This is a genomic window from Sphingomonas suaedae (assembly GCF_007833215.1).
Taxonomy (GTDB): domain Bacteria; phylum Pseudomonadota; class Alphaproteobacteria; order Sphingomonadales; family Sphingomonadaceae; genus Sphingomonas; species Sphingomonas suaedae.
The window spans coordinates 2,907,721-2,923,786 of the sequence record NZ_CP042239.1; the positions used below are offsets into that span (position 1 = coordinate 2,907,721).

Below are 16,066 nucleotides of genomic sequence, written 5' to 3' on the forward strand. Positions count from 1 at the left end.
GGACGGGCGGCGGATAGCACCGCCCGTCCGCACCGCGATGTCAGAATTCGAACGGTTCGGTCACGCGGCGCTCAGCGACGAGGAATGCGTCCGCGACCAGTTTGATCGGGCGAAGGTCGACGTCCGATTCGCCGCTGCGCACCAGCTCGGCAAAGCGGCGATACAGCCGCGGATACTCATCGTTCGATCCGCTGACGAGCGGTTCACCCGGCAATTCCAGACGGCTGCCGCCATGCGTCAGGCGCAGCATGCCTGCATCGGTATCGACCTCGATATCCCAGGTCTGCCCGCCGGTCTGGAGGAAGTCGAAGCACGCATCGACCGCCGCCTCGCCGCTGCGGAAGGTGATCGCAGCAGCGAGCGGACAGGCGCGGTTGGCGGGCACGTCCATCGTCGCGTGCAGCACGACCAGCGGCTGCGGCAGGATGCGGGTCGCGATCGACAACGCGTTGATGCCCGGATCGAACACGCCAAAGCCCCCGGCGGCCAGGATCCAGTCCTGTCCCGGATGCCATTGCCGGATATTCTCCATCCAACGGATGCGCACCGCGTCGATGCGCCGGTCGGCCAGCCAGGTGCGCGCGGCATCGACCTCCGCCGCCTCGCGCGAATGCCAGGTGGCGAACAACGTCACGCCCGACGCCCGCGCCGCAGCGGCCAGCGCCTCCGCCTCCGACACCGTCGCTGCGGGTGGCTTCTCCAGCATCACATGCTTGCCAGCGCGAATCGCCGTCATCGCTTGCTCGAACCGCCCCTCAGGCGGGGTGCAAAGCGATACCGCCTCGACCTGCGGACAGGCATGGATCATTTCGGCAATCGAAACATAGCCTGTCACGCCCTCGACCCGCCCATGGCGGCTCGCCGTCGCCACCAGTTCAAAATCATCCGAGGCGGCGAGCGCCGGCACGTGCTGGTCGCGTGCGATTTTGCCGATCCCGGCGAGCCCTAGCTTGATCCTATCCACACCCTGCCTCTTTTATACGATATATATGCTTCCTATCCGCGAAAATGCACTATATCAACGCGCATATGAAGCGAGCGACGGCGGTGCCGGCGCGTTGGCGGGGAACCGGAGAGGGTATGGGCTTGGCGGACGATAGCACGAAACCGGCGAATCGCAGGCTGCGATCGCGTGCCTGGTTCGACAACCGCGAAAACCCCGACATGACCGCGCTCTATGTCGAGCGATACCTGAATTACGGGATCAGCCTCGAAGAGCTCCAGTCCGGCCGTCCGATCATCGGCATCGCCCAGACCGGCAGCGACCTGGTGCCGTGCAACCGCCACCACATCGAACTGGTCAAGCGCACCCGGGAAGGCATCCGCGACGCGGGCGGCATCGCCATCGAATTTCCCGCGCACCCGATTCAAGAGACGGGCAAGCGCCCAACCGCCGGGCTCGACCGCAACCTGTCCTACCTCAGCCTCGTCGAATCCATCTACGGCTATCCGATGGACGGGGTCGTCCTCACCATCGGCTGCGACAAGACCACCCCGGCCTGCCTGATGGCGGCCGCCACGGTGAACCTTCCGGCGATCGCGCTGTCGGTCGGGCCGATGCTCAACGGTTGGTTCAAGGGCGAGCGCACCGGCTCCGGCACCATCGTGTGGAAGGCGCGCGAGATGCTCGCCGCGGGCGAGATCGACTATAAGGGGTTTATCGAGCTGGTCGCCTCGTCGGCGCCCTCGACCGGCTGGTGCAACACGATGGGCACCGCGACGACGATGAACTCGCTCGCCGAGGCGCTCGGAATGTCGCTGCCCGGATCGGCGGCGATCCCTGCGCCCTATCGCGACCGGCAGGAGAATGCGTATCTCACGGGCCTTCAGATCGTCGAGATGGTGCAGGCCGACCGCAAGCCGAGCGACATCATGACGCGGGAGGCGTTCCTCAATGCGATCCGCGTCAACAGCGCGATCGGCGGATCGACCAACGCGCCGATCCACTTGAACGCCATCGCCCGTCATATCGGCGTCGAACTGAGCCTGGCGGATTGGGAAGCGCATGGGGCCGACGTGCCGCTCGTCGTCAATCTCCAGCCAGCCGGAACCTATCTGGGCGAGGATTTCTATCGCGCCGGCGGCGTCCCGGCGGTGATGGGACAGTTGCTGCGCGCCGGGATGATCGACGGCAGTGTCGTGGGCGCCAACGGTCGCACGGTCGCCGAGAATATCGGCGATGTGCAGGCGAGCGACACCGATGTCATCCGCCCGCTGGCCGATCCTCTGAAACCCGCTGCTGGCCTGAGCGTACTGTCGGGCAATCTGTTCGACAGCGCAGTGATGAAGCTCAGCGTCATCTCGCCAGAGTTCCGCGCGCGCTATTTGTCCAACCCCGATGATCCCGAAGCGTTCGAGGCGACCGCAGTCGTGTTCGACGGGCCGGAGGATTATCACGCGCGGATCGACGATCCGGCGCTGGGCGCGGACGATTCCTCGATCCTGATCATGCGGGGCGCGGGGCCGATCGGTTATCCGGGCGGCGCGGAAGTGGTGAACATGCGGCCCCCGGTGGCGCTGATCCAGGCGGGGGTGCATGCCCTCCCCTGCCTGGGCGACGGACGCCAATCGGGGACCAGCGGCAGCCCGTCGATCCTGAACGCCGCGCCCGAAGCGGCGGTGGGCGGCGGGCTCGCACTGATCCGCACCGGCGACCGGGTGCGCATTGATCTTGGCAAGCGCACCGCAGACATGCTGGTCGATGCCGACGAGCTGGAGCGCCGTCGCGCGGCGCTGGCCGCCGATCTAGACTATGTCCCCGCCTCGCAGACGCCGTGGCAGGAGATCCACCGCAACATCACTGGCCAGTTCGAGGGCGGGGCAGTGATTGAGCTGGCGGTCAAGTACCAGCGGATCGCGCAGACGCGCGGGCTTCCCCGCGACAGCCACTGATGGCTGACGTCGCAATCATCGACCGCGACCGTGCCGACCGGCTGGGCGAAGGCCCGCTCTGGTCGGCGCGCGAGGATGCGCTCTACTGGGTCGATATCCTCGACCACCGCATCAACCGCCTGTCGCTGACCGACAACAGCGTCGAGAGTTTCCAGCAGCTCGATTATGCCGCCTGGATCATCGAGCGAGAGGCGGGTGGGTTCGTCGCGGGGGTCGGGCTCGACATCGTCCGGCTCGACCTTCCCTCCAACGCGCATACGGTCATCGGATCGGTTGATCGCGGCATCGCGGGCAACCGGCTCAACGATGCCAAGGCGGACGCACAGGGCCGCATCTGGGCGGGAACGATGCCCGCCAGTTGCGACCGGCCCAGCGGCGCATTCCACCGCATCGATCCCGACGGGCGGATCGCCGCGGTCGATGCCCCCTACACCATCGCCAACGGCCCGGCGATCGATCCGACGGGACGCTGGCTCCTCCACACCGACACCGCGCTCGGCACCATCTTCCGCTTCGACATCAACGACGACGGCAGCCTGTCGGAGCGCCGCCCGTTCATCGTCTTCGAGCCCGAATGGGGCAATCCCGACGGCATGACCTTCGACGCCGAGGGCGGGCTGTGGGTCGCCTGCTGGGGAGCGGGGTGCGTGACACGCTTCACGCCGGAGGGGCGCCGCGAACGCTCGATCGCCCTGCCCGCCAGCCAGATTACCAGCTGCACCTTTGCCGGACCGGATCTCGACCGCATGTTCGTCACCTCCGCCGCCGATGGCGTGGACGAGGAACATGGCGGTGCGCTGTTCGAAGTCGATCCCGGTTGTCGCGGCCGGGCGCCCATGATGTATCGCGGATAAAGCAGGAGAGAGATTCAAGATGGCAACGAAAAGCGCATATCTGGTGGCCGCTGCGGCGGCCTGTATCCTGGGCGGCGCGGCAGAGGCGGCGACCGCCAAGCGCGGCAGCTTCGGCAAGCTGTCCGATGGACGCGCGGTCGCATCGGTCACGCTCGCCAACGGTCGTGGCGTATCGGTGACGATGATCGCCTATGGCGCGACGATCCAGTCGGTGGTGATGCCCGACCGCAATGGCCGCAAGGCCGATGTCGCGCTCGGCTATGACAAGATCGACCTGTACGAGACCAAGCCGCAATATTTCGGCGGGATCGTCGGGCGCTTCGGCAACCGGCTGGCCGAGGGCAAGTTCACGCTCGACGGCAAGACCTATCAGACCCCCGTCAACAATGGGAAGAACGCGCTGCACGGCGGCACCAAGGGGTTCGACAAGGTTTTGTGGGACGTGGTGTCGGTAAAGAGCGGTCCGACCGCGTCGGTCACCTTCCGCTATGTGAGCCGCGACGGCGAGATGGGCTATCCCGGCACACTGACGGTCGATGCGATCCACTTGCTCGACGAGAAGAACCATCTCACCATCGAATATCGCGCCACCACCGACAAGGCGACCGTCGTCAACCTGACCAACCACAATTACTGGAACCTGTCGGGCGAAGGGTCGGCGAATGGCGCGATGGGCCATGTCGTGATGATCCCGGCGCAGACCTATCTACCGACCGACGACGGTGCGATCCCGACCGGCGAATTCAAGTCGGTCGCGGGCACCGTGTTCGATTTCCGCACGCCGCGCGCGGTGGGCGACCGGGTTCGCGATGCCAGGGACCAGCAGATCGTTTGGGGTCGCGGCTATGATCACAACTGGGTGATCGGTCGCAAGGTAATCCCCGGCCAGCAGCTGATGGCGAAGGTCCATGACCCGGCTTCGGGCCGCGGGTTCGAGCTGTGGTCGAACCAGCCGGGACTGCAATTCTACTCGGGCAATTTCTTCGACGCGACCAGCAGCGGGAAAGCCGGGAAAATCTATCGCATGGGCGATGCGATCGTGATGGAGCCGCAGAATTTCCCCGACGCGCCGAACCAGAAGGGATTCCCCAGCGCGCGGCTCGATCCGGGCCAGACCTATCGCAACGTGATGACCTATCGTCTCACCACCGGCGCAGCGCCGCGCAGGAAGCGCTGAGATGCTGGCGGCGGAGCGATCGTTGATCCGCCTCGCCGCCCTGTGCGCGGCCGTTCCCATAGTACTGGGAGCGGCCGTGGTCGCGCATGACGCACCGACCGCGTTCGCCGGTGCCGATCCGGATATCGAGGTCGCGGACGGCCGTTACTGGATCTATCCGACCAACAGCGGCGAAGGCGGGGCGGCGCGGCTATACGCATGGACGTCACGCGATCTGCGCACCTGGCAGCGTGACCGCGAATTGCTGCGGCTGGACGATATCGACTGGATCGCTGACGACGGTGCGCCGCGCCATTTTCTCTGGGCTCCCGACATGGTCGCCGCCAATGGCCGCTATTATCTCTATTATTCGGTCGGCCCGCAGAACCCGACGCCCAGCCGCATCGGGGTCGCCACGTGCGATACTCCGGCTGGCCCCTGTTCCGACAGCGGCAAGCCGCTGATCACCGGAGGCAACGGGTTCGAGGCGATCGATCCGGCGGTCTTCGTCGATCCTCGCGATGGCAGCCGGTATCTCTATGCCGGCGGCAGCGCGGGTGCGACGTTGCGGATGTGGCGGCTGAACCCGGACTTGACGTCGCTCGACCGCGAGATGCCGGTCGAGACGCCACCGCAGTTCACCGAGGGCGCGTTCGTGCATGAACGGAACGGCACCTACTATCTATCCTACTCCCATGGCTCGTGGCGGCATGCGACCTATTCGGTCCATTATGCCACGTCGCGTTCGCCGTCGGGTCCATGGGCGTATCGCGGCGCGATCCTGACCAGCGATGGGCGCTTCAAGGGGCCCGGGCACCACGCCTGTCTGCGCGACCCCGGCACTGGCCGCTGGCACATCGCTTATCATCGCTGGGAAGGCGAGCAGGGCGACGGCCCCTATAAGGGCCAGCGCCGCATCGTCGTGCAACCGATAACCTATGGGCCAGACGGCGCGATCGAACCTATTGCGATGCAGTGACGCGGCTCAGCGAGCCGCGCCTGCCTCTGCCGCATCGATCAGTTCCAGCACGTCTCCGATCAGCTCACGCATCGCGGTGCGCGCGCCGTCGGGATCGCGCCCGACGATCGCATCGCGCACTGCCGCGTGATCGGCGACGCTGGCGCTGCGTCCCTTGATCCGGTTGGTGAAGCGGATCGACGTGCGCAGCGCAGTCGTCACCACCTCCCGGAACTGCGCGTAGAACGGGTTTCCCGAGCCGCGCAGAATCGCGATGTGAAATGCGATGTCCGCCTCAAGCGTATCGTCATGCCCCTGCTCCGCCGCCTTCATGCGGTCTAGCCCGTCATTGATTCGCTGGAAATCGTCCGCGTCGGCGAACCGCGCGGCAAGTGCGGCGGCCTCGGGCTCGATCGCGACGCGCAACTGGTTGAACTGCTTGAGCAGCTCGACCGAAAATTGCCGTTCGAGCAGCCAGCGCAGCACATCGGTATCGAACAGGTTCCACGACGTGGTCGGCTGAACCACCGTTCCCTGACGCGGGCGCGCACTGAGCAGCCCCTTGGCGGTCAGCATCTTCACCGCCTCGCGTGTCACCGAACGGCTGACACCATGCTGCTTTGCCAGTTCGGCCTCGGTCGGGAATGCCTCGCGTTCAAATCGGCCGGTCACGATCGCGCGACCAAGATTGTCCAGCAGGCCATAGGTCAGGTTGCGCCCAAGCTCCGGCCGCCCCTCACCCCGAACCAGCGTTGATAACTCCATGGTCAACTGAACCGCCTCCCGCTCCCGTCCCTTATTGGCCGGCGCAATCATTGATAAGCGGAATGAGGCGCTAGACAAGACCAATTAATCAGATAAATGTACGCCCCGCGGCTGGAACCACGTCGCGCATCCTTGGAGGGGACCACAGCGATGACGAGTCTGTCGCAAATCGATCTGATTGTTGTGATCGTTTATGCCATCGGCATTTTCGGCCTGGCCCAATGGGTTAGTCGTGAAAAGGCAGGTCACGTCAAGGACAGCTCCGACTATTTCCTGGCGTCGAAAGCGCTCCCCTGGTGGGCGATCGGCGCCTCGTTGATCGCCGCGAATATCTCCGCCGAACAGATCGTCGGCATGTCCGGATCGGGCTATGCGATCGGTCTTGCCATCGCATCCTATGAATGGATGGCCGCGGTAACGCTGCTGATCGTCGGCAAATGGTTCCTGCCGATCTTCCTCAAGAACGAAATCTACACCATGCCGCAGTTCCTGGAACAGCGGTTCGGTCCGACGATCCGGACCGTGATGGCGGTGTTCTGGCTCGCACTCTACATCTTCGTGAACCTGACCTCGATCCTCTGGCTCGGTTCGATCGCGGTGACGCAGGTCGCGGGCGTCAACCAGGACGTCGCGCTGGTCGGCCTCGGCGTCTTCGCGCTCGTCTATCAGCTGCGCGGCGGGCTCAAGGCGGTGGCGCTGACCGATATCGTTCAGGTCACGCTGCTGATCTTTGGCGGTCTCGTCATCTCCTACCTGACGCTCAGCCAGATCGGCGGCGACGCCGGCGTGCTCGGCGGCTTTACGCGCCTGACCACCGAGCTGCCCGAGAAGTTCGACATGATCCTCTCGCAGGACAATCCCTTCTACAAGGATCTTCCGGGCCTGTCGGTGCTGATCGGCGGCATGTGGATCGCGAACCTCAGCTATTGGGGGTTCAACCAATATATCATCCAGCGCGCACTGGCGGCGAAGAACCTGTCCGAAGCGCAAAAGGGCGTGGTGTTCGCCGCATTCCTTAAATTGCTGATGCCGGTCATCATCGTGCTGCCGGGCATCGCTGCGGTGCTTCTGGCTCCCGATCTCGCCCGCCCCGACCAGGCCTATCCGACGATGATGAGCCTGTTGCCGGTCGGCCTGCTCGGCCTGGTCTTCGCGGCGCTGGTCGCGGCGATCATCGCGTCGATGGCGTCGAAGATCAATTCGATCGCAACGATCTTCACCCTCGATCTCTATGCCAAGATGAAGGGCGTGGAGAGCCGTGCGCTGGACGCCGGCGGCGACGCCACGCTGACCGCAGGGCATGAAAAGCAGCTGGTGCTGGTCGGGCGGATCGCGGCGGTCGTAGCGACCATCGCCGCGATCCTGACTGCGCGCCCGCTGCTCGGCAGCCTCGATCAGGCCTTCCAGTATATTCAGGAATTCTCCGGCTTCGTGACGCCGGGCATCACCGTCATCTTCCTGCTCGGCCTGTTCTGGCCGCGCGCGACGGAGCTCGGGGCGCTGGTCGGTGCAGTGGCTTCCGTGGTGCTCAGCTTCATCTTCTGGTTCCCCGCCGATTGGGGCGGCGTCGCCGCGCTCAACGCAGTGCCGTTCATGAACCGGATGATGATCGTGTTCTTCGCCAGCCTCGCGCTCGCGGTGGTCGTCTCGCTAGCGCGACCTGCCCGCGCGGACAGCAACCGCATCACGATGCAGGGCGTGTCGTTCGGTACGACCACCAGCTTCAACATCGCTTCGGTCATCATCGTCCTGATCCTGATCGCGCTTTACGTCACATGGTGGTGAGGCGGGGCGAACCGTTCCTGGCGGTCGATTGGGGCACCACCAACCGCCGGGTCTATCGGATCGAACACGGCGCGGTCGCGGCGACCGAACGCGACGACCGCGGCGTCACCGCCGTCGCGGCTTTCGCTGCGGAGGCAGCGGCGATCCGTGACCGGTTCGGCGACCTGCCGATGCTGCTCGCCGGCATGGTGGGATCGAATATCGGCTGGCAGGTCGCACCCTATGTCGCTGCGCCTGCGGGCGTGGCTGACCTGGCCGCAAAGCTGCACCGCGTCGACGACCGCACCGCGATCGTTCCGGGCGTCTCGACGCTGGCAGGCGGGCGACCCGATGTGATGCGCGGGGAAGAGGTGCAACTGCTCGGCGCGGTCGCGGCCGAACTGGTGCCGGGCGATTCGCTGCTGGCCCAGCCGGGCACGCATTGCAAATGGGCCGAGATGGCGGGCGGGCGCATCGCCGGCTTCACCACCGCGATGACCGGGGAGCTGTTCGGGCTGCTGCGCCAGCACGGCTTGCTCGCCGCCCAGCTTCAGGGCGCGGTGAGCGCGAACGCCGCCTATCTGGACGGCGTCGAGGAAGCGAAGCGCCGCGATCTCACCGCCTCGCTGTTCGGCATTCGTGCGGCGAAGATGCTGGGCACGCGTGAGGACGCCGACGCTGCGGCATTCGCCAGCGGCCTGCTGATCGGCAGCGACGTGGTCGCGCGGATCGAGAGCACGACGCACGACCATATCCATATTCTCGCCGGCCCCGAGCTCGGCGCGCTCTATGCCGCCGCGATCGAGGCCAATGGCCGCGCCGCCCATATCGTCGACAGCCACGCCGCCTTTGCCGCCGGCATCATCGCAATCGGAACCGCACTCCCATGACACATCTTGCCAGCTTCGACGCCGCCTTTGCCCAATGCCCGCTGATCGCGATCCTGCGCGGCGTCCGGCCGGATGAGGTGGAGACGATCGGCGATGCGCTGGTCGATGCCGGCTTCACCCTGATCGAAGTGCCGCTGAACTCCCCCGATCCGCTCGACAGCATCGCGCGACTGGCACGGCGGCTGTCGGACCGGGCGATGGTCGGCGCGGGCACGGTGCTGCGCGAAGCCGATGTCGCCGCCGTTGCCGATGCCGGGGGTACACTGATCATCTCACCCAACGCCAATCCGGCCGTGATCGCGGCGGCCGCCGGGCGCGGCCTGATCTCGCTGCCCGGCATCGCCACGCCGACCGAAGCCTTTGCGGCGGTGGACGCAGGCGCGACCGCGCTCAAGCTGTTCCCGGCCGAAGCGGCGTCGCCCACCGTGCTCAAGGCGATGCGTGCAGTGCTGCCAAGGGACATGCGCGTGCTCCCCGTCGGCGGGATCGCGCCGGACACGATGCAGCCGTGGCGCGATGCCGGGGCGGCCGGCTTCGGACTCGGGTCGGCGCTCTACAAGCCCGGCCTTACCGCAATTGAGGTGGCTGAGCGTGCCGCCGTGTTCGTTGCGGCCATCCGCACCTGATCGCACCGGGGTTTTACCGGCAAGCGCAAGGCCCCATATTCGAGAGTGATGATGAAGCAAGCCGCCGCCCTGCCCGCCACCGCCCCCGAAGCGATGCGCCATATCCCGGGCGGCACCTTCACTATGGGCTCGGAGCAGTTTTACGAGGAAGAGCGACCGCTAAAGCGGGTCAAGATCGACCCGTTCTGGATCGACGAGACGCCGGTGACCAACGCGCAATTCGCCGCATTCGTCGAGGCGACCGGCTATCGCACCTTTGCCGAACTGCCGCCCGACCCCAAGCTCTATCCGGGCCTCGATCCGGCATTTGCGATGCCGGGCTCGCTGGTGTTCATCAAGCCGCCCGCCCCGGTTCCGCTCGACGATCATGGCAATTGGTGGGACTTCGTTGCCGGCGCGGACTGGCGCCATCCGACCGGGCCGGAGAGCTCGGTCGCGGGCATGGACGACCACCCGGTGGTGCATATCGCATTCGAGGACGCCGAAGCCTATGCCAAATGGGCAGGCAAGGCGCTCCCCACTGAAGCGGAGTGGGAGTTTGCGGCCCGTGGCGGGCATGAAGGTCGGGAGTTTGCCTGGGGTGACGAACTCGCGCCAGACGGTGCGGTGCTCGCAAATTATTGGCAGGGACTGTTTCCCTTTGCCTCAACCAAAGGGGGCGGCAGTTTTCGCACGACCCCGGTTGGCAGCTTCCCGATCAACGACTACGGCCTGTCGGACATGATCGGCAATGTCTGGGAATGGACGCGCGACTGGTACGGGACGGGCGCGCTGGCCAAAACCAAGGGAAGCTGCTGCGTCGCCGCCAACCCGCGCGGCGCTAGGCTGCGCGACAGCATCGATCCCTCCACACCACAGGTGAAGATCGGGCGCAAGGTGCTGAAGGGAGGTTCGCATTTGTGCGCCGTGAACTATTGCCAGCGCTACCGACCAGCGGCCCGTCACCCCCAGGCGATCGACAGCGCCACCAGCCATATCGGCTTCCGCTGCGTCATCCGCGAGCATTGAGGGGCACGACGGACGCGATCGATTGAAATTGTCTGTCGTCCTTGAGAAGCCGTGCTTTCGCTAGGCATTCTTCGGAGGGAAACTCAAAAGGCGGCCAATCGCTTTGGGATGGTGATGTCCCCTCTGTTTTTCCTCCAGATTGAGTGAGAGTTTTCCGGCCTTGTGAAGATTACGAGGAAGGAGCTGGAGATGAAGAAGTCGAGGTACACGGAAAAGCAGATCGCGTTCGCGTTGAACCAGGCGGAGACGGGGACGCCGTTGGCTGAAGTCATTCGTCGCATGGGCGTGTCGGAGCAGACCTTCTACCGTTGGAAGAAGGTTTATGGCGGGCTCGGCTTTGGCGAGCTGCGGCGGGTGAAGCGGCTTGAGGAGAACCGCAAGCTCAAGCAGCTGGTCGCTGATCCCAGCCCGGATAAGCACATTTTGCGGGACGTCCTGGCAAAAGCTCTGATGCTTGGGCGGCGGCGTGACATCGTCGCGCACCTCCATGGGCAGCAGATCAGTTCTTACGTCCTCGTCCCGGGCTTTCGCGATACGCGCGGTCCTCGTGCGCCGGCTCAGACCTGCGCCAAACCTCCGTCGACGAACACCTCGGCACCGGTCATGAAGCTGCTGTCTTCGCTGGCCAGGAAGAGCGCGACCGCCGCCGTCTCTTCGGGCTGGCCAATCCGACCTAGCGGTGTCTGTGCAGTCAGCCCGGCGACGAGCGCCTTTTCCTCTTCGGGCGAGCTTGCGAGGCCTTGGAGGCCGGGCGTCAAGGTCGCTCCAGGCGAAAGTACGTTGACGCGAATGCCGCTGTCCTTGAGATCGAGCGCCCAGCTTCGCGCGAAATTGCGGACCGCGGCCTTACTCGCGCTGTAGACACTGAATGCCGGCGTGCCTTTCGAACCGGTGGTTGAGCCAGTGAGAATGATAGCCCCACCCGATTGCATCAGAGGCAGCGCCTTTTGCACCGTAAACAGCGTGCCACGAACGTTGGTGTCGAAGGTGCGGTCGAACTGCTCCTCCGTAATCATGCCAAGCGGCGCCAAATCGCCACCCCCGGCATTGGCGAACACGATATCCAATCCACCACGCTTCTCGCGCACTAGGTCGAACAGACGATCGAGATCGTCGAGGCTGGCAACGTCGCTGCGAATGCCAATGACGGCGCCGCCGACCTCGTCGACGGCCTTGTCCAGTTCGGCCTGGCGGCGCCCGGTGATGAAGACGTGCGCTCCCTCAGCGACAAATTTCTTTGCGGTCGCGAGGCCAATGCCACTGGTGCCGCCGGTGATGAGGGCCGTCTTTCCTTGAAGTCTGTTCATGTGTTTCCTCCGAGCATTGAATGATGCGGAGCTAGACACGCACATTTCTTATTACTAGTATGCACCTTTTGGTAAGTGCCCGGAGCTGCCGATGCAGAGGAAGGTTTTCAGCTGCGGCCTTGATGTCGCGCTGGCGGTGATCGGCGGAAAGTGGAAGCCTCTGATCCTGTTCCATCTGGCGCACGACACGCGGCGCTACGGAGAGCTCAAGCGCGCGGTCGGCGGCGTGAGCGACAAGATGCTGATCCAGCAGCTCAAGGAACTGCATGCAGATGGTGTGGTCGATCGGCGCGACTACCAGCAAGTGCCGCCCAAGGTCGATTATTCGCTGACGCCATTCGGCAAGACGCTGGCCGATGCGCTCGTGCCGCTGTGTGCGTGGGGCACAGAACATATCACCACGGTCGAGAAACTCGTGGCTAATCGGGCGGCCAGTGATTTGAACGTCACTGCATAGGTTCGCGGCAGGGCCCTCAGGCGGTTTCCGGGAATATCGGTGCCCCACGAAGTGCATGAACCGCCGCCGCTTTTAGGACGACGCAAGCTGGCCCGAATGTCTGGATCAAGGTCCGAGCCACCGCAAAGCTGCCGGTCAGGAGGCGGCCCAAGCCGCGCCGTTTTACTGTACGCCAAAGTATGGCGAACGTTGCGATTTGCGATGCTCACCAGTCCCCCCAGCATCATGTCCGAACCTTGTATACAGGGTGGGTAGCAGAACCAGTGTGAGCAGCGTCGCCGAGATCAGGCCGCCAATTACTACGGTTGCCAGCGGCTGCTGTACTTCCGCCCCAGCGCCATGGCCGAGCGCCATGGGACCAAAGCCAAGCGAAGCGACGAGCGCGGTCATGGCGACCGGGCGAAAACGAAGCAGCGCACCCTCTCGCCCTGCCGTGGCGCGATCGGCGCCGTCGCGCACCAGCGCCTGGATCGAGGACAACATCACCAGACCATTGAGCACTGCCACGCCGGACAGCGCGATGAATCCTGCCGCTGCGGAGATCGAAAAGGGCATGCCGCGCAACCACAGTGCCACAACGCCACCGACCAGCGCGAGCGGCACGCCGGTAAAGACGATGCCGACATCGCGGACATTGCCGAGCGCGCCGTAAAGCAGGAGGAGGATCATGCCGAGGCACAAGGGCACCACCAGCATCAGCCGCTCCCGCGCGGAGGCCAGGTTCTCGAACTGACCGCCCCATTCGCGATAGATGCCGGCAGGTAGCCTGACGTCGGCCGCGATCTGTGCCTGTGCATCGGAGACCACGCCCGCCACATTGCGTCCGCGCACATTCGCCTGCACGACGATGCGCCGCTTGCCATTCTCGCGGCTGATCTGATTGGCGCCCTCAGTCACGCCGATATCGGCGACGCTCGCCAGGGGAACGAAGCCGCCCGAGGGCAGGGGCACCGGCACACGTGCGAGCATATCGGGATCGCTGCGCGTGCTGTCGTCGAGCCGGATCGTGACCGGGAAACGACGGTCGCCTTCGAAAATGAGGCCGGTATCGCGCCCGCCAATGGCCGCGGCGACGACATCCTGCACCGCCCCCGCCGACAGGCCGAGCTGTGCAATCGCGTCTCGGCGGGGCCGTATGTCGAGCATCGGCAGTCCTTCGGTCTGCTCGACCCGCACATCGACCGCGCCCGTGGTGGTGCGAAGGATATCGGCGACACGCTCTGCGGTTTCCGCCATCGCTACAGGCTCGTCGCCAAATATCTTGACCGCGACGTCGCCGCGCACACCGGCGATCAGTTCGTTGAACCGCATCTGGATCGGCTGGCTGATCTCATAGGCTTGCCCCGGCAGTTGTTCGAGTTCGGCCTCCACCTGCGCGATCAACACGGCCTTGGCGAGCCCCGGATCGGGCCATTCCTCGCGCGGTTTCAGGATCAGGAAGGTATCGGAGATATTGGGTTGCATCGGATCGGAGGCGACTTCCGCCGTGCCTGTCTTGGAGAATACAAAGCGAATTTGGGGCAGTTTCGCCAAAGCGCGTTCGAGTTGCGACTGCATCTTCTGGCTCTGTTCGATCGATGTGCCCGGCACGCGCAGCACCTGCACAGTCAGATCGCCTTCGTCGAGCTGCGGCAGAAATTCCTGCCCCAGCGTCGTAAACAGCAGCGCGCCCGTTGCCATCGCGCTCAGCGCGACGCCGATGGTAACGCGCGGTGCGCCCATCGCGCGGTCGAGAAGCGGCGCGTATCTGCGCTTTAGCGCGCTGATGATCCGGCCTTCTTTCTCGTTAACCGGTTTGCTGAGCCAGATGGCGATGGCCGCGGGCACAAAACTGATCGACAGCAGAAATGCGACGGCCAGCGCGATGATCACCGTGAGCGCCATCGGGGTGAAGGTCTTGCCCTCGATCCCCGACAGCATCAGCAGCGGTACATACACCAGGATGATGATCGCCTGACCGAACACCGATGGGCGGATCATCTCACGCGCGGCGCTTGCCACGGTTTCCAGCCGCTCGTCGCGCGTCAGTGTCCGGCTTTGGGTATGCTGGCGTTCCCCGATCCGGCGCAGTGCGTTTTCGACGATGATGACGGCGCCATCGACGATCAGTCCGAAATCGAGTGCGCCAAGACTCATCAAATTGGCCGACACGCCCGCCTGAAGCATACCGAAGCCGGTGAGCAGCATTGTCACCGGGATCACCAGCGCCGCGATCAGCGCCGCGCGGAAATTGCCGAGCAACGCGAATAACACGACGATCACCAGCAATGCGCCTTCGGTCAGGTTGCGCGTAACCGTGCTGATCGTCGCATTGACCAGCTTGGTGCGGTCGAGCACCGGCTCTATGACGATGTCGGTAGGGAGCGATGCGTTGACCACCGCAAGCTGACCGGCAACCGAGGAGGCGACGTCGCGGCTGTTCTCGCCGATCCGCATGATCGCAGTGCCGACAACGACTTCCTCGCCATTCTCCGACGCCGATCCCATCCGCAATTGCTGGCCAAGACGCACGCTGGCGACCTGGTCGAGCAGCACGGGCACGCCGTCGCGCGTGACGACGGGAATGCGGGCGAGATCGGCGATGCCCGAAAGCCGCGCATCGGAGCGAACACTCAGCCCTTCGCCATTGCGGTCGACCGTTCCCGCGCCGATGCCGCGGTTATTCTCGCGGATCGCCTGCGCCAGATCGTCGATCGTAAGCTGCATCGTCGCCATCTTCTCGAGGTCGGGGACGACAAGATATTGCTTTGCATAGCCGCCGATCGAATCGACCCCCGCCAGTCCCGCTACCGGCTTGAGCAGGGGTACGACGATCCAGTCCTGCACGGTACGCAGATAGGTCGCCTTGTCGGCATCGCTGACCAGATGCTCGCCCTCTGGCGTGATATAGCTGCGATCGGGCTGGAGGCCCGGCTGGCCGACGGGATGATCGTCCCCCGGTCGATGCGCCATGCGGACCGTCCACATATAGACTTCGCCAAGCCCGGTCGCGATCGGTCCCAGCTCGGGGGTTGCGCCGTCTGGCAAGTCGCCCTCGACAGCGCGCAATCGTTCGGAGACCTGTTGCCGCGCGAAATAGATATCGGTCGCGTCGGTGAACACCGCCGTCACCTGGACAAAGCCATTGCGACTGAGCGAGCGTGTATCCTCAAGCCCCGGCGTCCCGGCCAGTGCGGTTTCGATCGGGAACGCGATCTGCTTTTCGACCAGGTCGGGCGACAGGCCGGGCGCGCGGACATTGATCTGCACCTGGTTATTGGTGATGTCGGGCACCGCGTCGATCGGCAGCCGCGCCAGGGCGAAGGCGCCGATGATGACGACGATGACGGTCAGGAGCAGCACCAGCCAGCGCCGCTCGACGGAGAGCGTTACGATTCGTCCGATCATGG

13 protein-coding genes and 1 pseudogene are annotated in these 16,066 nt (G+C 64.9%); 10 read left to right on the plus strand and 4 right to left on the minus strand.

Annotated features, from left to right (window positions below; translation table 11 throughout):
• Positions 1-40: 40 nt before the first annotated feature.
• Positions 41-964 carry a Gfo/Idh/MocA family protein gene (locus FPZ54_RS13705; RefSeq protein WP_145848071.1) on the minus strand — a complete coding sequence of 308 codons (924 nt, stop codon included), beginning with the start codon at positions 962-964 and terminating at the stop codon, positions 41-43.
• Positions 965-1,080: 116 nt separating this feature from the next.
• Between FPZ54_RS13705 and FPZ54_RS13710 the strand changes: the two genes are divergently transcribed.
• The 4 genes from FPZ54_RS13710 to FPZ54_RS13725 are packed head-to-tail and all read left to right on the plus strand — an operon-like array spanning position 1,081 to position 5,881.
• Positions 1,081-2,892: an IlvD/Edd family dehydratase gene (locus FPZ54_RS13710; RefSeq protein ID WP_145849858.1), complete on the plus strand. Its 1,812-nt coding sequence runs from the start codon at positions 1,081-1,083 to the stop codon at positions 2,890-2,892.
• Positions 2,892-3,746 (plus strand): SMP-30/gluconolactonase/LRE family protein, encoded by an 855-nt coding sequence (locus tag FPZ54_RS13715; RefSeq protein ID WP_145848073.1) that lies wholly within the window; start codon positions 2,892-2,894, stop codon positions 3,744-3,746. Before FPZ54_RS13710 ends, FPZ54_RS13715 begins: the two co-directional genes overlap by 1 nt.
• Before the next feature lie 19 nt (positions 3,747-3,765).
• Positions 3,766-4,923 (plus strand): aldose epimerase family protein, encoded by a 1,158-nt coding sequence (locus tag FPZ54_RS13720; RefSeq protein ID WP_145848075.1) that lies wholly within the window; start codon positions 3,766-3,768, stop codon positions 4,921-4,923.
• A gap of 1 nt (position 4,924) precedes the next feature.
• Positions 4,925-5,881, plus strand: coding sequence for a family 43 glycosylhydrolase (locus FPZ54_RS13725; RefSeq protein ID WP_145848077.1), 957 nt, complete (start codon positions 4,925-4,927; stop codon positions 5,879-5,881).
• 6 nt (positions 5,882-5,887) lie between these two features.
• On the opposite strand, the gene FPZ54_RS13730 is transcribed toward FPZ54_RS13725, so the two are convergent.
• Positions 5,888-6,625 carry a FadR/GntR family transcriptional regulator gene (locus tag FPZ54_RS13730; protein WP_145848079.1) on the minus strand — a complete coding sequence of 246 codons (738 nt, stop codon included), beginning with the start codon at positions 6,623-6,625 and terminating at the stop codon, positions 5,888-5,890.
• A 150-nt stretch (positions 6,626-6,775) separates the two neighbouring features.
• Here FPZ54_RS13730 and FPZ54_RS13735 point away from each other — a divergent pair, with 150 nt between their 5' ends.
• The 5 genes and pseudogenes from FPZ54_RS13735 to FPZ54_RS13755 form a co-directional block, all read left to right on the plus strand.
• On the plus strand, positions 6,776-8,410 hold the full coding sequence (locus FPZ54_RS13735; RefSeq protein ID WP_145848081.1) for a sodium/sugar symporter: 1,635 nt from the start codon (positions 6,776-6,778) through the stop codon (positions 8,408-8,410).
• The gene (locus FPZ54_RS13740) at positions 8,401-9,279 is read left to right on the plus strand and encodes a 2-dehydro-3-deoxygalactonokinase (protein WP_145848082.1); all 879 of its coding nucleotides are present in this window, start codon (positions 8,401-8,403) and stop codon (positions 9,277-9,279) included. The genes FPZ54_RS13735 and FPZ54_RS13740 overlap by 10 nt, the downstream gene beginning before the upstream one ends.
• Positions 9,276-9,905, plus strand: coding sequence for a 2-dehydro-3-deoxy-6-phosphogalactonate aldolase (locus tag FPZ54_RS13745; RefSeq protein ID WP_145848084.1), 630 nt, complete (start codon positions 9,276-9,278; stop codon positions 9,903-9,905). The genes FPZ54_RS13740 and FPZ54_RS13745 overlap by 4 nt, the downstream gene beginning before the upstream one ends.
• 93 nt (positions 9,906-9,998) lie before the next feature.
• Complete coding sequence (locus tag FPZ54_RS13750; RefSeq protein WP_145849860.1) at positions 9,999-10,913, plus strand: formylglycine-generating enzyme family protein; 915 nt, start codon at positions 9,999-10,001, stop codon at positions 10,911-10,913.
• Positions 10,914-11,102: 189 nt separating this feature from the next.
• Positions 11,103-11,390, plus strand: a pseudogene (locus tag FPZ54_RS13755) (transposase); the annotation flags it as partial.
• Positions 11,391-11,470: 80 nt separating this feature from the next.
• Here FPZ54_RS13755 and FPZ54_RS13760 read toward each other — a convergent pair.
• Complete coding sequence (locus tag FPZ54_RS13760; protein WP_145848085.1) at positions 11,471-12,220, minus strand: SDR family NAD(P)-dependent oxidoreductase; 750 nt, start codon at positions 12,218-12,220, stop codon at positions 11,471-11,473.
• A gap of 91 nt (positions 12,221-12,311) precedes the next feature.
• Here FPZ54_RS13760 and FPZ54_RS13765 point away from each other — a divergent pair, with 91 nt between their 5' ends.
• Positions 12,312-12,677, plus strand: a complete 366-nt coding sequence (locus FPZ54_RS13765; protein WP_145848087.1) for a winged helix-turn-helix transcriptional regulator — start codon at positions 12,312-12,314, stop codon at positions 12,675-12,677.
• A gap of 162 nt (positions 12,678-12,839) precedes the next feature.
• On the opposite strand, the gene FPZ54_RS13770 is transcribed toward FPZ54_RS13765, so the two are convergent.
• Positions 12,840-16,064 carry an efflux RND transporter permease subunit gene (locus FPZ54_RS13770; protein ID WP_145848089.1) on the minus strand — a complete coding sequence of 1,075 codons (3,225 nt, stop codon included), beginning with the start codon at positions 16,062-16,064 and terminating at the stop codon, positions 12,840-12,842.
• Positions 16,065-16,066 lie beyond the last annotated feature (2 nt).